The 20,353-nt window shown below is 70.6% G+C and carries 6 protein-coding genes; 5 read left to right on the top strand and 1 reads right to left on the bottom strand.

The window, feature by feature from the left end; all coding sequences use genetic code 11:
* The first annotated feature begins 300 nt into the window (after positions 1 to 300).
* From ACZ6O2_RS23545 to ACZ6O2_RS23565, 5 genes are all read left to right on the top strand, one after another.
* Positions 301 to 11,049 (top strand): amino acid adenylation domain-containing protein, encoded by a 10,749-nt coding sequence (locus ACZ6O2_RS23545; RefSeq protein WP_466024296.1) that lies wholly within the window; start codon positions 301 to 303, stop codon positions 11,047 to 11,049.
* Positions 11,046 to 12,365: an MFS transporter gene (locus ACZ6O2_RS23550; RefSeq protein ID WP_466024297.1), complete on the top strand. Its 1,320-nt coding sequence runs from the start codon at positions 11,046 to 11,048 to the stop codon at positions 12,363 to 12,365. Before ACZ6O2_RS23545 ends, ACZ6O2_RS23550 begins: the two co-directional genes overlap by 4 nt.
* 363 nt (positions 12,366 to 12,728) lie before the next feature.
* On the top strand, positions 12,729 to 13,937 hold the full coding sequence (locus ACZ6O2_RS23555) for an SGNH/GDSL hydrolase family protein (protein ID WP_466024298.1): 1,209 nt from the start codon (positions 12,729 to 12,731) through the stop codon (positions 13,935 to 13,937).
* Between the two features lie 375 nt (positions 13,938 to 14,312).
* Positions 14,313 to 16,133 carry a YncE family protein gene (locus ACZ6O2_RS23560; protein WP_466024299.1) on the top strand — a complete coding sequence of 607 codons (1,821 nt, stop codon included), beginning with the start codon at positions 14,313 to 14,315 and terminating at the stop codon, positions 16,131 to 16,133.
* 122 nt (positions 16,134 to 16,255) lie between these two features.
* Positions 16,256 to 17,398 (top strand): acetylxylan esterase, encoded by a 1,143-nt coding sequence (locus tag ACZ6O2_RS23565; protein ID WP_466024300.1) that lies wholly within the window; start codon positions 16,256 to 16,258, stop codon positions 17,396 to 17,398.
* A 175-nt stretch (positions 17,399 to 17,573) separates the two neighbouring features.
* Here the strand turns inward: ACZ6O2_RS23565 and ACZ6O2_RS23570 are convergent, their stop codons facing one another.
* Positions 17,574 to 20,261 carry an AAA family ATPase gene (locus ACZ6O2_RS23570; protein WP_466024301.1) on the bottom strand — a complete coding sequence of 896 codons (2,688 nt, stop codon included), beginning with the start codon at positions 20,259 to 20,261 and terminating at the stop codon, positions 17,574 to 17,576.
* Positions 20,262 to 20,353 lie beyond the last annotated feature (92 nt).

Below are 20,353 nucleotides of genomic sequence, written 5' to 3' on the forward strand. Positions count from 1 at the left end.
GCGCACGACGCATGGTTGAGCAGCAGCCCCGCGGTGGGTCGGGCCAGCGATCCCACCCGGGTCGACCAGCGCACTGCCGGCGACGGCGACCGCGCCGGTCGCCCCACCGACTCGGCCGCGACCCGCCGATGACGGGCGCCGTGATCAAGTTGCCGTACGGCGCGGATCGTGTTCGTCCGTGAATCGGCGTGCGCGCTACCTGCCATCGAGGTTGCTCAGCGTGCGTACGCTCCACGGGGCGGCGGCGGGCTCTGCTGGCGCAGCCAGGCAAGCAGCGAACACGACGCGATTGGGGAGAGCGTGGACCGACCGGCCTTCTACAGCGGCCCACCGTTGGAGCTGGCGGATGACTATCCACGGTGTCTGCCTGAGGCGCTTCTGCGCGCCGCGGAGCACTTCCCCGACGCCGGTGTTGTCGTCGTCTCCGGGCCAGGACGGTCTGAGTCCTTCCTATACCCGGCGCTGTTGCACCGGGCCCGTCGAATCCTCAGCGCGCTGCGCGACCAGGGGTTGCGAGCCGATGACCAGGTCGTCCTGTACAGCGGGCAGCCGCTGGACTTCGTCAGTACCTTCTGGGCCTGTGCACTCGGCGGGATCCGTCCGCTCCTGATCGCTCGCCCATCCGATCCTGCCGCGGTCGCCGAGGGAGTTGACCGGTTGTGCCGCGCGGCGCGGCTGCTCGGTGAGCCGCTCGTCCTCTGCACCGCAGATGACCGCGACGGCCTGCCCGACGGGCTTCGGCTCCTCGATGTCGGGGCGTACGTCGAGCATCCGCCCGCCGTGGACGTGCATCAACCGGATCCGGACGATGTCGCGATGCTGATGATGTCCTCCGGGAGCACCGGGAGCGCCAAACTCATCCAGCTCACGCAGCGAGGCCTGGTGGAGTTCGCTGCGGGGACCCCGACGCTGCTGCCGATCCGCCCCGGGGATGTCACGCTGAACTGGCTCCCACTTGACCACAGCGCGTCGTTCCTCCTTTATCACCTGCTCGAGGTCTTCGTGGGGTGCACCAACGTGCACGCGCCCACCGACCTGGTCCTCGCCGACCCGGTGCGCTGGCTGGACCTGATCGTCGAACACAAGGTCAACCACGCCTGGTCGCCGAACTTCGGGTACCAACTGGTCAACGAGGCTCTCTCGGGACGTACGGACGGACACTGGGACCTGTCCTCGATCGTCACCCTGGTAAGTGGCGGCGAGCAGATCACTGTCCCGGTCATGGCGGAGTTTCTCCGCGCCACCGCGCCCTTCGGCATCCGGCCGGAGGTCTTCGTTCCCGCATGGGGAATGACCGAGACGGTCACCGGCATCAGCTTCGCGCACGGAGGCCTGGACGCTAACGTGCACCGGATCCACGCGTCGAGCCTCGCCGGGGAACTGACGTGGATGGACGAAGCGGCCGAGGTGGACGGCCACGTCACGTTCGTGGCGGTCGGGTCGCCGGCACCGGGAGCGACGCTTCGCGTGGTCGACGACCACAACGTCGTGCTACCGGAGGGACGCATCGGGCGACTGCAGGTCAGCTCGGCCCGGGTCACGGCGGGATACTTCGGCAACTCCGACGCCGACCGAGCCGCGTTCGTCACGGGCGAATCCGAGCACGAGGTCTGGCTGAACACCGGGGACCTGGCGTTCGGCAAGGACGGCCAGGTCGTCGTCACCGGTCGTGAAGGCGACCGGATCATCCTCAACGGACAAACGTGTTACGCCCACGACATAGAGAGCGTCGTCGCTGAAGCACCTGACGTGGTCCCAGGGCTTGTCGCGGCCTGCGGCGTGCCGCATCCGACGAGTGGCTCCGAGACACTGGTGGTGTTCTTCGGCACCGACCGCGCCGAGCCGGCCGGCACGGTCCGGGCCATCCAGCAGACGCTCTTCGTCCGGCTGCGGTTGACCGCGCGGGTGGTGCCGGTGCCACGCGCCGCGTTCCCGAAAACGGCCAGCGGCAAGGTCCAGCGCGCGGCACTGCGTCGGCGGCTTCTCGACGGTGGGTTCGACGCTCGCCCCACCACCGCCGGTGCTGTCGCCACGCCCGCCGGATTACGCGGCGCGGTGCGGGCTGTGTTCCACACCGTGCTCAAGACCGACGTCGACGACAACGCGCGCTTCTACGAGGTGGGCATCGACTCCGTGACGATGGTTCGGCTGCACGCCCGGTTGCAGAACGAACTCGGCATGGAGTTCAGCAAGCTGGCGATGTTCGAGCACCCGTCCATCGCCGCGCTCACCAGCCACCTCAGCTCGCTCGCCCCGCCACCCGAACGGCAACCGCGCGCCGTGACTGCCCCCGACCAGCGGATCGCCATCATCGGTATGGCCGCGCGGTTTCCCGGCGCCGACACTCTGGACGACTTCTGGACGAACCTGACAGGGGGCGTGGTGAGCGTCCGGCGGTTCGGCGCGGAGGAGCTGACGGCGGCGGGTGTGCCTGCCGCCGACCGTGCCCACGCCGACTTCGTTCCCGTCACCGGCGCGCTCGCCGACATCGACGCCTTCGACGCCGATTTCTTCGGCATGAGCGCGGCGGAGTCCGAGCTGACCGATCCCGCGCACCGGCTGTTCCTCGAGTGCTGCTACCACGCCCTGGAGCACGGCGGGTACGCCGGCGCGACAGCCGGCCAACGCATCGGAGTCTTCGCCGGTAGCGGCATGAACCTCTACACGCACCAGAACTACCTGCTCAACAACCTGATGGCCGGTCAGGACGACCCGATAACCACGATGCGGAAGGCCATCGGCACCCAACCGGATTTCCTGGCGACCCGGGTCGCCTACCGACTGGGCCTGACCGGCCCCGCCATCGGTGTGCAGACCGCATGTTCCACCTCGCTGGTCGCCGTGCACCTGGCCTGCCAGGCGCTGCGTAGCGGTGATGCCGATCTCGTCCTGGCCGGTGCCGCCGCAGTCCACGTCCCGCAAGCCAACGGATACCGCCATTACCCCGGGTCGATCCTCTCCCCGACCGGACAGTGTCGCGCGTTCGACGCCGACGCCGACGGCACGGTGGGTGGCAACGGGGTGGCCGCCGTACTGCTCAAACGGCTGGACCGGGCCGTGGAGGACGGCGACACGATCCACGCGGTGATCCTCGGCTCGGCGGTGAACAACGACGGAACGGGCAAGGTCGGCTTCACGGCGCCCAGCGTGGCGGGGCAGGTGGACGTGATCAAGCGGGCGCTCGACCAGGCGAACATCCCGGCCGAGACCGTCTCCTATCTGGAGGCCCACGGCACGGGGACGCCGCTCGGTGATCCGGTGGAGCTTCGCGCGGCGGCCAGGGCGTTACGCGACCGGACGGACAAGGTCGGTTTCTGCACCGTCGGCTCCGTCAAGCCCAACATCGGTCATCTGGACAGCTGCGCGGGCATGGCGGGCCTGATCAAGACGGTCCTGATGCTGTCACACCGCATGCTCCCACCGCTGGTGAACCTGCGGAGACCGAACCCGGAACTCGACCTCGACGGCAGTCCATTCGTGCTCGGCACCGAACTGCGGCCCTGGTCGACCGATGGGGCGCCCCGCCGCGCCGGGGTCAGCGCGCTCGGCGTCGGCGGCACCAACGCGCACGTCATTCTGGAAGAACCGCCACCGGCATTCGAGCGGGACACGGCGCCGGGCACACTCCGCGTCCTGCCGCTCTCCGCGGCCGACCCGGAGGCGCTCACCGAGCTGGCCAGCCGGATGCGCGATCATCTGCGCGATCATCCGGCCCTGCCGGGCGCCGACGTGGTCTCCACCGCCGCGCTCGGCCGAGCCCACCGCCGGTATCGGCTAGCTGTCGTCGGCGGCAGCGCCACCGAACTGGCCGATGCGCTCGACGAGGCGTTGGCCGGCGAGGTCCCGGCCGGCGGGCCCGGCCCGTTGGCATTCGCCTTCACCGGCCAGGGCGCCGCGAGCCCCGGCATGGCCGACGAGCTCTACCAGGCATTCCCGGCCTTCCGGCGGGTGCTCGACGAGTGCGAGCGGCTGTACACCGCGGAGAACGACGCCAGCCTGCTCGCGCTGCTGTGCGGACGCCACGATCAGCGACTCTGGCCCACCGACACGGCGCAGCCCGCACTCTTCGCGTTCCAGGTCGCCCTGGTCGAGCTCTGGCGCGCCTTCGGGTTGGAGCCGGACCTCGTGGTGGGGCACAGCGTCGGCGAGTACGCGGCGCTCTGTGTCGCGGGGGGCATGTCGCTCGCCGACGGGATCCGGCTGACGGCGTCGCGCGGCAGGCTGATGCAGCAGGGCACTCCCCCGGGCTCGATGATCGCAGTGCTGGCCGACCGCGCCGCCATCGCCCCGATGCTCGCCGACATCCACGTCGAGGTGGCCGCCGTCAACGGCTCCGAGGAGTACGTCCTGGCCGGGCCGGAAGCCGCCGTCGAGCAGGCGACCGCGTGGCTCGACCGACACGCCATCGGGTGGCAGAAGATGCCGGTCGACCGGGCCTTCCACAGCAGGCTTCTGGATCCGATCGTCGACGCCTTCGCGGCGCGGGCGGCGACCGTGCGGATGTCACCGCTGAGCACGCCGATGGCCAGCACCCTGACCGGGAGGTTGCTGACGTCGGGCACGGTGATGCCGACCGACTACCTCGCCCGGCAGATCCGCCGGCCGGTGCTGTTCGCCGACGCGGTGAGCACCCTCGTGGCGCAGGGTTGTCACCGGTTCCTCGAGATCGGCCCGGACGCGGTGCTGAGCGGGGTGGGGCGACGCGCCAACCCCACCACTGCCTGGGTGGCGACGCAACGGCGAGGCACACACCCGGTCCTGGCGGTCGAGCACGCCGTCGCAGAGCTGTACCGCCACGGCGATCCGGTGGACTGGGCGGAGGTAGCCAGGGGTGGAAGGCGGATACCCCTGCCCGGCTACCCGTTCCGGCGCAAGCGCTACTGGATCGGCGCCGACGGCCCCACCAGTTCCCACGAACCGGTTACCGCGGGTGGCGAAGCGCGGGCCTACGCACCGGCTGCCGTGCCGGCCGCTACGGCAGCGCGGCGCGCAGAGGTGCTGGCGACCGTCCGTAACCTGACTGCCCGGCAACTGGGCGCCGCCTTGGCCGAGGTCCGGCCGGAGCGGGCGTTCCTCGAACTCGGTGCCGACTCGCTGTCCATGCTGCGCGTCGTGCAGGAGGTGCGGCAGTCGTTCGGGATCGAACTCGCTGCCCGGGAGTTGTTCACGATCGCGGACAACCCCGAGCGCCTGTCCGCGTTGATCGCCGACCGAATGGGCGCCGAGGATGACCCGACGGAGACGCCGACCGATCCGGTGGCGGCTGACGAAGGGCCCGCACCGACCGCATCCGGGGCCGACGCGCCGCCCGAGGCGAGCGCCGCGCCGTCTGCGGAGGTCGCCGACGTCATCGCCCAGCAGCTCCGACTCACCGAACAGCTCGTCGAGCAGGTCACCTCCGTGATGCGCGAGCAGCTGGCCGTGTTGGGTGGAACGCCCGGATCACCGGTCGGCTCGCCGGTGCCGCCAGTTCAACCCGGACCCCAGGTGCCCGCCCCGCCTGCCGCAGCCGTCGCCGTCGCCTCGGCCGCCGCGGGTACGCCGGGCAGGACGACGCAGGTCACCGAACCCGTGCCCACGCCGCCACCGCCGCGGCCTCGACCCGCGCCGCCGGCGCGGCCGGCGCGGACCAGCACGTGCGATTTCAGCCTGTACTTCTTCGGTGACTACCCGGACCAGGACCAGCAGGACAAGTACGCCGCGATCATGGAAGCCGTACGGTTCGGCGATCAGCACGGCTTCCACGGTGTGTGGTTTCCGGAGCGGCACTTCCACTCGTTCGGCGGGCTGTTCCCCAACCCGGTCGTGCTGGCCGCCGCGGTGGCCCGCGAGACGTCCCGGATCAGGATCAACGCGGGCTCCGTGGTGCTGCCGCTGCACAACCCGATCCGGGTGGCCGAGGAGTGGTCGGTGGTCGACAACCTCTCCGGCGGCCGCGTCGGGTTGTGCGTGGCCAGCGGTTGGCACCCGAACGATTTCGCGCTCAGCCCGGACGCGTTCGGCAGCCATCGACAGCTCATGTACGAGCACCTGACGACCGTCCGCACGCTGTGGTCGGGTGAACCGCTGCCCGCCACATCCGGCAACGGTGAACGGATCGACGTCCGGATCTTCCCACGACCGCTGCAGACGATGCCGCCGTTCTTCGTCGCCGTCGTGGCCAACCCGGACTCGTACCGGTCGGCCGCCGCCGCCGATCTCGGCGTGGTGACGAATCTGATGACCCAGTCCATCGACCAGTTGGCCGAGAACATCTCGCTCTATCGCCGCACCAGAAGCGAGCACGGGCTCGATCCGGATGCTGGCCGGGTGGTCGTCCTGGTTCACACGTACCTGGGTGACGACCTCGAACGCACCCGCGCCGAGGCGTTCCCGCCGTTCTGCGACTACCTGCGCTCGTCGCTGTCGCTCCTCGGCGGCGTCACCAACAGCCTTGGCATCACCATCGACGACACCACTCCCGACAGTGACGTCGACTTCCTGCTCGAGCAGGCCTACGGACGGTACTGCGAGGACCGGGCGTTGATCGGAACACCCGACAGTTGCGCCCCGATCATCGACCGTCTCGCCGAGATGGGCGTCGACGAGATCGCGTGTTTCGTCGACTTCGGTGTGTCAACGAAGCAGATGCTGCGAAGCCTACGGCTCGTCGACCAGGCACGCGTGCGGCAGCAGGACCCGGGACGCGACCCGCGGCAGGTCACACAGCATGCGCCGCTGGCAGCAGCGCAGCGGGGAATGTGGTTCCTGGAGCAGATGTACCCGGCGCGCACGAGCTACCACGAGCCGAAGGCGATCCGGCTGGACGGCGCGCTCGACGTCACCGCACTGCGGTGGGCGTTGCGCAAGGTGGTGGAGCGCCACGCGCCGCTGCGTACGGTGTTCCGCGAGGTCGATGGCGAGCCGCAGCAGGTGGTCCTGCCCTCAGTCGACATGGACTGCCCGCTGGTCGACCGGTCGGGTGTTCCAGACGACCAGGCGATCCGAGACGCAGTGGTCGAGTTCGGCGCCCAGGGGTTCGACCTGACCACGGGACCGCTGCTGCGGATCAGGTTGATCCGGCTGGGCGAGGCTGAGCACGTGCTGATGCTCTACGCGCACCATCTCGTCTTCGATTCGTTCTCCACCGCGGTGTTCGTCCGGGATCTCGCCGCGTTCTACCGGTCGGGGCCGACCCAGCCACCGCCGCTCGCCCCACTACCGATCAGCTATCCGGACCACGTACGCGCACGCCTCGTCACCGGCGAGGAGAAGCGGCGGCACCTGGACTACTGGCGATCTGCTCTCGCCGGGGCGCCACCGCTGCGCCTGCCCACGGACCGGCCCCGACCGCCGGTGATGACGGCGCGGGGCGCCGCACTCGTGCACGACCTGGACGCCGACGTCGCTGCGGCCGTACGTCGGATCAGTCAGGAGCACCGGGTCACGCCGTTCATGACCCTGCTCGGCGGGATCGCCACCGTGCTCGGGAGACTCAGCCGCCAGGACGACGTCGTGCTCGGCACCGTCCTCACCAACCGGCCCGCCGGCACGGAGGACCTGATCGGTCTGTTCATCGACTCGGTTCCGCTGCGCATCGACCTGTCCGGTGACCCGACCCTCGGCGCCGTCGTGCAGCGAGTCCGGGACGCCAGCACAGAGGCGTTCGACCATGCGGGAGTCGGGTTCGACGAGCTGGTCGGGGCGGTCAACCCGGAGCGGGATCCGAGCCGCAACCCGGTGTTCCAGGTCCTGGTCGAGTACGAGAGCGCAGCCACCGTCGACTTCGACCCGCCGCGGGTCGATGCCACGCTGCTCGACGTGCCCAGTGACCGGGCACCACTCGACATGACCCTCTACCTGACGCATCATCCCGACCGGGTGCAGTGCGTCGTCGAATACAACACCGACCTGTTCGACGAGACGTCGGTACGACGGGTTCTCGCCTACCTCGAGGCAGTGCTCAGGCGGGCGGTTGCGGGGCAGGATCTGGCGTTGTCAGCGTTGACGGCACCGGTCGAATCGGATCGGACTGCGATGGGCCGATGGAGCGGCGATCGCCACGACGACCCGGCGGCCCGCCTGCACGAGCTGGTTGAGCGGCAGGTCGCACGAACCCCGGACGCGGTCGCGCTCGTTGCCGGGGAGACCCGACTGACGTACCGCGAGCTGGATCGGCGCGCCAACGCGATCGCGTGGCGGCTGCGCGACCGAGGCGTACGGCCGGACGACGTCGTCGCGGTGTGCCTGCCGCGCGGCGTGGATCTCATCGTCGCGCTGCTCGGGGTGCACAAGGCCGGTGCCGCCTACCTGCCACTGGACGGCGGCGTCCCGGAGTCCCGGCTGACCTTCATGGCCCGCGACAGCGGCGCCGTTCTCCTCGTGACGGACGAGGAGAAACTCGCCGCTCGCCTCGGGATGGAGATGCTCGCCCCGCACGGAGCGGACCCGAGGGCGGACAGTGCTCCGCCACGGGCCGGCGGCCCCGACAGCCTGGCGTACTGCATCTACACGTCGGGTTCGACCGGCCGCCCCAAAGGGGTCGCCGTGCCGCACCGGGGCCCGGCAAACCTGGTCGGCTGGTACCTGCGGCACCGGCCGACGTTACGCACCCTGCAGTGGACCTCGGTGGGCTTCGACGTGAGCGTCCAGGAGATCTTCACGACGTTGGCATCCGGAGCCGCGCTCGTGTTGATCCCCGACGAGGCGCGCTACGAACCCCAGGCGATGGTCGCGGCGATCAGACGTCACGGGGTGGAGCGGTTGTTCATGCCGTTCACCCCGCTCAGGTACCTGATGGACACCGAACCGGCGATGCCGTCACTGCGCGAGGTCGTGTCGGCCGGCGAGGAGATGATCCTGACGCCGGCTCTGCGTCGCTTCCTCGCCTCGCATCCTGACTGCGCGCTCTACAACGAGTACGGGCCCACCGAGGCATCCATCATCAGCATCACCCACCGCGTCGACCCGGACGCCGGCGAGAAGCCTCCCATCGGCCGCCCGATCGACAACGTCGTCGTCCGGCTGCTCGACGAGCGACAGTTGCCGGTGCCGGTCGGGGCCGTGGGCGAAATCCACCTGGGGGGCGCCTGCCTGGGCCGCGGGTACGTGGGCCGACCAGAGGAGACCACCAAGGCGTTCGTCCCCGATCCGGCTGAACCCACGAGGCGGCTCTACCGGACTCGCGACCTGGCGCGATGGCTACCCGACGGCACCCTGCAGTACCTCGGCCGCCTCGACAACCAGGTGAAGATCCGTGGCTACCGGGTGGAGCCGGAGGAAGCGGAGCGGGCGCTCTACGCGCTGGACGAGGTGCGAGACGCCGCGGTGCTGGCCGGCCAGGACTCCCGCGGGGAGACCTGTCTCGTCGGGTACGTCGTGCTCGCCGACGCCGCGGCCGACATCGACCGCGTCGCCGGACAGTTGGCGGCCAGCCTGCCCAGCTACCTGATTCCGACCGAGTGGGTGCGGGTCGAGGAACTGCCGGTCAACGCCAGCGGCAAGCTCGACCGCAGCCGGCTGCCCGAACCGGACTGGAGCCACCGGCGTGGCACCGAACCGGCCTCAGATCTGGAGCGGAGACTGCACGCGCTGTGGTCGGAGCAGCTGGGGTTGGGGAGCGTCCCGGTCGACGCCTCATTCTTCTCGCTCGGCGGGCACTCGCTCACGGCGGTCGAACTCGTCAATCGGGTACGGGACGCGCTCGACGTCGAGTTGCGGGTGGCTGACCTGTTCCAGGCACCCACCATCCGGGACATGGCGAGGCGCATCCACGCCGCCACCGTGTCGGACACCGCCCCGACGACGAGCATCCAGCAGCGGGCGTGGCGGATGCATCACGCCAACCCGCGTCCGGCCGTCTACAACGTGGCGCACCGGATTCGGCTGGAGGGTGACCTCGACGAACTCGCGCTGGAGCGCGCCCTCGATTCGCTCGTACGCCGGCACGCCGCGCTACGGACCCGTCTTGTCCCCCGGGGTGACCGACTGGTCCAGGAGGTCCTCGCCAAGCTGCCCGTGCGGCTGTCGGTCACCGACCTGCCAGCTGAGCCGGAGGGCGTGGAGCGCTGGTGCGAAGCGGCGGCGAACGCGGTCATCGCGCCCGATGAGGCGCCGCTGTGGCGGGCTCAGCTGGGCCGGCTCGGCGAGCAGCGATGGGTGCTGGTGCTGGTGCTGCACCACATGATCTGCGACGGATGGTCGATGGGTGTCATCTGGCGGGACCTGTCGACGCTCTACGCCGACGAGGTGAACGGCACTACCACCGGCCTCCCGACCGTGGTCGGGTATCCGGACTACGCGCGGTGGCGGGTGGCGCAGCTCGATGCGGAGCGTGATGCGCTGGTTTCGTTCTGGCGTACGGAACTGGCTGGAGCACGGCTGCGCTTCGAGCTTCCCTACGATCGGCGCCATCCCGGCAGGCTCTCCGGCCGAGGGGCGCTGCACCGGTTCGAGGTCCCCGCGCGGACCGTCCGGCTCTTGCAGGCGGCCGCGACGCAGATCGCCGCCACCCCGGCTGCCGTCCTCACGGCGGCGTTCGCGGTGTGGATGGCGGAACTGTGCGGGCAGCGGGACATCGTGGTGCCGGTGTCCAGCGCGAGCCGCGTCCGCCCGGAGCACACCGGCGTGGTCGGGCCGGTCGGGGAGGCGCTGCTGGTCAGGGTGACTCTCTCCGACGGGCTGCGTTTCGACGAGCTCGTCCATGCGGTCACCGAGCGGACGTTCGTCGCGCTCGATCACCACGCGCTCGCGCTGGGCCAGGTGGCGGACGCCGTCGGAGCCGACATACCGACACCGCAGGTGCTGTTCGCGGTCGTCACGACCCCACCGCCGGACCTCACGCTTCCCGGTGTCTCGGCCGCCGTGGAGAGCCTCGCCGTGGCAGGCGTGGCGCGGACCGAGCTGTACGTCGTACTCATGCCGACAGAGCACGGCGTCGAGGCGGCGTTCGAGTACTCCACGGACCTGTTCGACGAGTCGTCGATCGAGGGCTGGGCGGCGAACTTCCTCTCGGTGCTCGATCGGGTGGCGGCGGCCCCGCAGGGCGAGATCGGACACGGACCCCGATGACGGAACGACGGACGATGCGGCTGTTCACCGTCTTCGTCGCCGGCTACTCGGTCTCGACGTTCGGCAACTTTCTCAACCTCGTCGCCCTCAACCTGTACGTGTATCACCTGACGGGTAGCGCGCTGCAGACCGGGCTGTTGATGGCGACCCGGCTCGCCGCCGGTTTCGTCGTAGCGCCGGTGGCTGGCGGCCTGGTCACCCGCTTCGACCCCAGAACCGTCATGATCGTCACCGACGTCGCACAGGCCCTCGCGATGATCGCGCTGCTGGCCGTGCCGGCAGCCGGGCACCCGCAGCTCCTCTACGCCGTGGCCGTGGTCCTCGGCAGCGGCAACACGATCTTCAACGTGGCGCTGCGGACGAGCGTGCCAGAGCTGGTGGGCGACGCGGAGCGGTTACGGGGCAACGGGTATCTGCTGACGGGAAGGTCAGCGGCGACGGTGCTCGGCTTCGCCTCGGCCGGCCCGATCATCGGCGAGTTCGGGTTCCTTCCCGCCTTCGCGGTCAACGCCGGAAGCTTTCTCGTCTCCGCGGTCGTCCTGGCCTGTCTGCCGCTGTCGTTCCGCAATGCCGTTGCCGGGTCGACGGCGCGGAAGTCCGTTCGCGAACGGGCCGGGCTGGGCGCCGTCCGGATGCTGCTCGCCGGGTCGCCTGTCCTCGCGGGCATGGTGGCGTTACGCGGTGTGGACGCCTGGGGATCCGCGTCGCACAACGTAGCCCTGCCGGTCTTCGCGAATGTCGTGAACCCGGGCAACCCGGCGGCGCTGCTCAGCCAGTTCTGGGCCGCCTGGGCCTTCGGCACGCTGCTGACGCACCAGATGGTCTCGTTGTGGCTGAAGCGTACCGGCCGGTCACTGGATGAGCGGACGTTCGCCGTGGCTGCCTGTGTGATGTCACTGGCGTTCGTGGCGGCGTTCACTGGACCGCCTGTGCCGCTACTGATCCTGGTGGCGCTGGTCGCCGGGTTCGCGGACGGGTGCACCGAACTGGCGTACTCCACCCGCCTGCAGGCCGCGCCCGCGCAGGTACGTGGGCATCTGTTCGGGATCTCCGCGACGGCTGAGACGCTCGGCTTCGCAGTCGGCATGCTGGCCAGCGGGCTCGTGCTGGAGCGGGCCTCCCCGATGCCGGTGGTCGCCCTGTTCCATGGCACGGTAGTCGTCACCGCCGGCGCGTTCCTGTTGCTGACCCTCACCAGGTGGCGAACCGTCGATCGGGGCGCCCCGCCGGCGGCTGACCGTACCGCGGATGATCAGAAACCGGACCTGGATGTCCTCGCGAGTTCGTCCCGTGGCCCGCACGACGACCGCACGTGAGCGGGACCCTAGCCGACACCTACGGCCGGCCGGAATGGTTCGACGTGCGGAAGTCGATCAGTGGAAGCGGAACGGCCGCCCGATCGGCGATCGTGCGGCCGTTCCGGCGTCCGGTGCCCCCGCTTGTGCGACCACGGGAGTGGTCTACGACGTGCCCATGACGGCGTGTTGTGGGTGGCGGCCCCACCGGGCGTGGTCGCTCGCCGCGCGTCGCCTACCACTCGACTTCGGCAAGGCGCCGCTTGCCGCCCGCCACCGCCCGCTCATCGCCTCGATGGCATCCATGCCCTTCAGTCGCCGGGAGTGCCGGCCTAGCGTGCCGTAACCGGTGCCTTCGGGCGCAACAGCCGCAGAGGAGCCAAGATGGCGCAACCATCGATCAGCCGCAGGCGGCTTTTCCATCTGGCCGGGGTCGGGGGCGCGACGCTGGTCGCACCCGCCGTGCTCAACCAGCCAGCCCATGGTCAAGCTGCCCCACCATCCGTCACGCAGACTCGAACAGCCGCCAGCCATTCGAAACTCACCACGATTGATGCAACTCCCACCATTGAGAACGGAATCGCCTGGTACGACGTCGCCCAATGGGGCGTGGAGGGCAAGGGCTGGCAGGACACGGAGCGCTTCTATGACCGCCTTCCCGCCAGGGCGAGATCAACGGTCCGATCGGCGGTGTGGGATCTGAGCCGTGACTCCGCCGGGATGTTGACCCGATTCGAGACCGACTCGACTGTTTTCCACGCCCGTTACCGCTTGGACTCGTCAGCACTGGACATGTTCCACATGCCCGCGACCGGGATGAGCGGCTTGGACGTCTACGGGCGAACCAGCTCGGGTGTCGACCGCTGGCTCGCTGGGACGAAACCGGCGACGCAGCTTGTGGAGCAGCGTCTCGTGAGCGGGGTCGACCCTGGTCGCCGGCTCTACACTGCCTACCTTCCGCTCTACAACGGCGTCGAGTTTCTCCAGATCGGCGTGGATCCGGGTGCCTCCTTCCAAGGAGTGCGACCGCGCACCGAACGGCCCGTGGTCTTCTACGGAACCTCCATCATGCAGGGCGGGGTTTCGTCGCGCCCCGGCATGTCGATCACCGCGATCCTCGGCCGGCGCCTCGACTGCCCGACGATCAATCTCGGCTTTTCCGGCAACGGCACGATGGATCTGCCAGTCGGCGAACTGCTGACTGAAATCGACGCGTCGGTCTATGTGATCGACTGTCTTCCCAACATGACTCCGGCCATGGTTGCAGAGCGTACCGAGCCGCTCGTTCGCCTGCTCCGCGACGCACGACCTGACACCCCGATCCTGCTCGTCGAGGATCGGACCTACGCGAATGCCACCTTCGTCGAGTCGTCCCGGCAGCGGCACGCCGGCAGCCGCGCCGCCCTGCGCGCCGCGTACATGAACCTGCGCACCTCCGGCGTCAAGCATCTGTTCCGTCTCGAAGGCGACAACCTGGTTGGCGACGACGGGGAGGGCGAGGTGGACGGATCGCACCCCAGCGACCTCGGGATGGTCCGTTACTGCGATGCCTACGAGCGGGTCCTGCGGCCCATCCTGGCCGTGGCGCGGTGACGCCCACCGTGGCCGAGGACGGCGATGGCCGTTCGGTCGCGCCCGGCGCCGTCGTGGTCATCGACCTGCGGACCGGTCGCGCGTCGGCGGGTAGCGCAGCGATTCGGGCCGGTTGTGCCGGGTTGTCGCCCCCGGTCGGCGCCCTGCCGCCCGACGGCGCGGACAGATCCTTGACGGCCCCCAGCACCGTGATTAGGGTCCGGGCCGTAATGACATAGACGAACGGAGCCCACCATGCCCCTCAGCCGTCGTTCGCTCCTCGCGAGTAGCGCCCTCACCGGCGCCGCACTGGCAGTTGGCCACGGGGCGGTGGCCGGCCCGGCCATGGCCCAGGGCGACCAGGAGCTCACGCCGACGAGTTTCGGTCCTGCCTCTTTGACCGCTGCCGTCCGGGGGGCCGCCGTCATCGGCGACAGCGTCTTCATCACCTCCCGGTTCAACACGCCCGAGGGGAAGATGCGGCTGGGCGAGTTCGACGTCAACACCGGCGAGATGCGCAGCATCGACGACCTCACCATCCCGAGCAACGGCGGGCAGAAGCTCGCCGCCGACGGCCGGTACGTCTACATCGGCCCCGCCGGCAGCGCGTACGTCTACCGGTTCGACCCGCAGACCAAGGAGCTGGTGGCCTGGGCGCACGCCGGAGGAAGCACCACCTGGTACTACGACATGGTCGTGCACGGCGAGCACCTCTACATCGGCACGTACCCGGACTGCACCGTCAAGCGGATCCGCCTGGCCGACGCGACCGTCGAGACGTACGGCCGCATCTCCACCTCGCAGTACGCGGCGGCCGTGGCGGTCGACGACGAGTACGTCTACGGCGGGTCGGCCGCGCCCGGCACGCTGCTGGCCTGGCCGAAGGCCGGCGGCGCGCCCACCAACCTGACCCCGCACCTCAGCTCCTCCCCGGTCGGCATCCTCGACATGACGGTCTCCGACGGCGTCGTCTACGTGGCCAGCGGCCGGCAGCTGATCTCCTTCCACCGCGACGGCTCCAACCGGGTCTCGCGGGACATCCCCGCCGAGGACCGCTACGTCGACCAGGTCACCGTCGGCAGCGACGGCAAGGTGTACGCGCTGACCCGGCTCACCGCCAACCTGTACGAGGTCACCGCCGACGGCCTGGTGAAGGTCGGCCAGCCCCTCGCCGACGTGGAGAACGCGCTCCTCGCCCCGCTGCCCGGCGGCGCCCTGCTCGGCGTCAGCGGGCTGGGGCACGTGTGGAAGACGACGCCGGGCGGCACGGCCAGCGTGTGGCAGACCGCCACCCGGGGCTTCGGCTACCCGGAGACCATCCAGTCGATGATGCGGCACACCCGGGGCACGATCTGGGTCGGCGGCCACTACGCGATGACGGTGCACCGCACCGAGGCCGGCACCAACGACCGGTTCGACATCAACGGCGAGGTCAAGGCGATGGCCGAGGGCCAGGCCGGCGTGGTCTACGCGGGCCTGTACCCGAGCACCCAGATCGTGGCGGTCGACCCGGACAACTACCAGATCAAGGTGCTGGGCCTGCTCGGCAACGAACAGCTGCGTACCAAGCGCATCTTCGTGGACCGGCCGCGCAACCAGCTCGTCGTGGCGTCCAGCCCGCAGACCACCAAGCACACCGGCGCGCTGACCTTCGTCGACCTGGCCACCAACACCTTCGACTCGCACCGCGAGTTCCTGCCCGAGCAGAGCGTCATGGACGTGGTGGTGCAGGGCACCACCGCCTACATCGCCGGCGACACCTACGGCGAGGGCACCACCGGCCCGATCCGCAAGGTCGCGCAGGTGGCGGCCGTGGACATCGTCACCCGTACGCTGCTGTGGCGCGAGGAGATCAAGCCGGACTGGCAGTCGTACGAGAGCCTGCACGTGGTGGGCAACCTGCTCTATGCCATGGGCCGGCGACCGCGCGGCGCCTGGTTCGCCTACGACCTGCACACCCGCACCATCGTGATGGAGGGCGACCTCGGCGGGTACGGGCAGTTCAACGGGGTCGACGGCCGGGTGTTCTCCTGGGTGCACTGGACCCTCGACATCTGCGAGCTGCCGACCGTCCCGGGCGGCGCGGTGACCACGCTGTACGACAACGTGCCGCGCGGCTGGTACAACAACCCCTCGTTCCACTTCACCCCGGACGGCAAGGCGACCTGGGGCATGCACGGCATGGACCTGGCCCGCTTCCCGCTGCCCAAGAAGTAGTCCGAACCGGGCAGGTAGGCCGGCCCGCCGACCGGACGCGACCCGGTAGGCGGTGTGGTGGATTGGCCCGCCGGATCGCGGAGGGCCAATCCACCAGAGGTTGCAATCTGGACGGAGACCTGTTGCGGCACGAACGCCAGAACATCGACCCGGCGCTACCGCACGTACCGGACGGCGTCCGGCACACCGACGCCCGCCAACGCGCCGCCGTTCGGTTCGCGCACGACTTCCCCTTCGACCCGAGCTACGGTCACCGCCTCGACCAGTTGCTCCGCATCCCGGCGCCAGCCGCACCCGCCGACTTCGACGAGTTCTGGCGCTCCCGATACGACACCGCGCGGCGGGTCGCGACGGAGCCCACCATCGGTCCCCTGGAAGAGGAACGCGACGGCGTACGAATCTTCGGAGTGACCTACTCTTCCGTGGGCGGCGTCCGCATCGGTGGTTGGCTCGTGCTGCCTGCCGAGTCGGCGGGGCCGACCGCCAGCGGCGTCGAGCACGGGTTCGTCATCGGCCACGGGTACGGCGGCCGTCAGGAGCCGGGCCCCTCGGTGCCACTGCCGTTGCCCCGATCGGCGGCGATCCTTCCCTGCGTACGCGGCATGGGCGCGCGCAGCCTGCTGCCGGGCGTACCCGACCACGCCGACGGGCACGTGCTGCACGGCATCGACTCGCGTGACCGGTACGTCATCGGGGACTGCGTCGCCGACCTGTGGTGCGCCGCGTCGGCGCTGTTGCACCTGGTGCCGAGCCTCGACCTGCCCGCTGGCCCGCGCCTCGGCTATCTCGGCGAGAGCTTCGGCGGCGGCCTCGGCGCCCTGGCCCTCCCCTGGGACGACCGCTTCGCCGCAGCCCGCTTGACCGTGCCCACCTTCGGCAACCACCCGCTGCGGCTCACCCTCCCCTGTGTGGGCAGCGGTGAGTCTGTCCGCGCCTACCACCGTGAACACCCCGACGTGACGCAGGTCCTGCGATACTTCGACGCCGCCACGGCCGCGACGAGGCTGCGCATCCCGACCCTGGTCGCGCCCGCCCTCTTCGACCCCGCCGTGCCGCCGCCGGGCCAGTTCGCCGTGCACAACGGCCTGGCCGGGCCGCGCGAGCTGCACGTGCTGACCGCTGGGCACTTCCCGCACGCCGACAGCCAGACCGAGTACGAGGAACTCGTCGCGGCGAGCCAGCGCTTCTTCGGACAGCACCTCGACGACGGCTGCGGCGACCAGGGCGGCCCGGCCGCCGAAGGCGCCGACGAACCACAGGTCTGACGGCCGGCACCGGCGCAGAACAGGATCCCGTCGCTACGCCGAACCGTCGCCGATGGGCTGACGACGGCGTACGGCGACCAGTCGACGCTCGCGGCCGTCGGCCGACCATCGGCATGAATTGCGTCATTGCCGGCGTACGTTGGACGATCCTGGCGGGAGCCTGTTGCCGGGACCCTCAACTCCGCGCCGACGACGACCCGGCGATGGAAGCCAGTTGGGCCCGCGAGGTGATACCCAGCTTGGGAAACGCCTTGTAGAGGTGGTAGCCGACGGTCCGCGGGCTGAGGAAGAGCCGGGCGGCGATGTCACGGTTGGAAGCGCCGGTGGCTGCCAGCCGCACGACCTGGCGTTCCTGGGGAGTCAGCACGCTGAGCGGATCGTCGGCCTTGCGGGGCGCCGCCGGCACGTCCCCCGTCGCGCGCAGCTCCGCGCGAGCCCGCTCGGCCCACAGCCGCGCACCGAGCCGGTCGAAGGTGTCCAGCGCGTCGCGCAGTTGCGTACGGGCATCCGCCCGCCGCCGTGCCCGCCGCAGCCACTCGCCGTAGGCGAGCTGCGTCCTCGCCTGCTGGTACGGCTGAACGTCCTGCTGGTGAAGCCGCACGGCGTGCGCGAAGTGTGCCTCGTTCTCCTCGACGAGGGCCCGGCACCGCAGGGCGATCGCGTCCGACGACGGCTGGCGGACGTGCCGGGCCCAGGCCAGACACCGGGCGAGCGGCTCCTTCGCCCGCTCGGCCTCGCCGCTGCGGACGGCTGCCTCCACCTGATCCGCGGCGCTGAGGAGAGCGATCCCTGCCGAGGGGATGGCCGCCAACTGCCGGAGGGCGGCGGCCGGACGACCCAGGCCGAGTTCCAGCATGCCGAGTGCCCAGCGTCCGATGTCCGCCGCGAGGACCAGTCCCTGCTCGCCGGCTCCCGCTATGCCCTCCTCGGCCTTCGCGCGGCACTCGTCGACGTTCCCCTGCTGCGCGAGCACCCAGGCGAGCGAACACGTGAGGTGGCTGACCCGAGGCTCGTGGCCCAGATCCGCCGCCAGCCGCAGGCCCGCGTTGAGGGACGTCATGGCCTCGCCGTACCGGCCGAGCCACCCCTGCGCGAGTCCGTGGTCGTTGAGCGCGAAGGCGAGCCAGCCGATCATCCCGTTCTGCTGGCAGTCCGCCACGACGCGGCCGGTGATCTCCTCGCAGACGGCGGTGCGGCCCAGCGGAAGGCAGACAGCGGCGGTGAAGGTCAGTCCCGGCACCCCCAGCCCCGCACCCGGGTGTGCGTCGACGGCCTCGCCCATGAGCGTGATCCCGCCACCGATGTCACCGCCCAACAGGCGGCTGAGCCCGAGCGCCGCACCGACCAGCGGTGACCCGATCTCGGGAAGCGCGCGGAGACTCGCCGCGGCCTCCTCCGCCAGTCGGGTGTCACCGGCGAACCAGGCGCAGCGGATGGCCTCCACCAGCAACCAGGTGGCCCGCTCGGTGGAGCGGGCGGCCACGCGGGGGACGTTGTCCAGGAGGATCCGGCCCGCCGCGAGCGGTGTGCCCAACTCGAACTCCCGATGCGCGCGTACCTGGACCAGCGCGGCGATCATGTCCGGGTCGTCCACCTCAGGCGTCGCCCGGTCGGCGAGCGCGGCAGCGCGACCCGTCAGACCCGCGTCACTGGCGGCCAGCGCGGCGGCGGCCAGCCGTTCGGATCGTCGCACCGGGTCGGCGGTGAGTTCGGCGGCCCGCTCGTAGGCGGTCGCGATCGCGGCGTGGCCGCCCCGCGTACGTGCCCGTTCCGCCGTATTCTCCAGCTCCCGGGCGACGTCCTCGTCAGGGCCGAGCGTGGCGGCGGCCAGGTGCCACGTCCGCCGGTCGGCCGCGTCGACGGCGGCCGAGCGGGTGAGGGCGTCGGCGAGGGCTCGATGTACGGCGAGGCGCCGGGTCACCGGCGCGCTCTGGTAGGCGGCGGCCCTGATCAGGGGATGGCGGAATCCCACGGTCGCGCCCCTGATCTCGATCAGCCGGCTCCGCTCGGCCTCCTCGAGGCCGTGGAGGGAGGCGCCCGCACCCACCAGGGTGTCGAGCTCTCCCGAGCCGTCCGCCGCCGCGATCAGCAGCGCGGTCCGGGCAGGCTCGGCGAGCGCGGCTATCCGTGCGTGGAAGGCTTCCTGGACCCGGTCGACGACCGGCATCGCGCCCACCGGCGGCAGTCGTCCCGCCCGCTGTTCGGCGGTGAGCGCGGCGGGCAGTTCGACGAGCGCCAGGGGGTTGCCGCCGGACTCCTCGATGAGGCGCTCCCGCACCTGCGGTGGAAGGTCGGGGGGAAGCAGGGCGGCAGCGGCCGCGTCGTCCAGCCCGCCCAGCCGGAGTTCGGGCAGCCCCGCGGCCGGAAATCCCGCGCGCGCGGCGAAGATCATGACGACGCCTTCGGCCTCGAGGCGGCGGGCGGCGAACAGCAGCGCGTCGGCGGAGGCCTGGTCGAACCACTGTGCGTCGTCGACGAGGCAGAGCAGCGCGCCGTCGCCGGCGAGGTCGGCGAGGAGGCTCAGCGTGGCCAACCCGACCAGGAACCGGTTCTCCGGGGCGGGGTCACCCAACCCGAGGGCACCGCGGAGCGCGGCGGCCTGTGCGTCAGGCAGTGCGGGGATCCGGTCGAGCCCGGCACGCAGGAGCAGGTGGAGTGCGGCGAAGGGCAACGTGGCCTCGGACTGGACACCGACGCCGCGTAGCACCCGCATGCCCTCCGCCCGTTCGGCGGCATGGTCCAGGAGCGCCGACTTGCCGATTCCCGCCGGGCCGCGGATGACCAGCACCCCGCTCCTGCCGGTTTTGGCCTCCGCCAGCAGCCGTTCGATGTCCGCCTGTTCCCCGGCTCGTCCGTGCAGCACGGTCAGGAACCTACCGTCACGATGACTGATTCGGCTCGGGGTGGATCTCCGTAGCGTCGTGCTCGCACGCACGTCACGACTACGAACGGACC

The sequence above is a fragment of the Micromonospora sp. NPDC048040 genome, assembly GCF_055587185.1.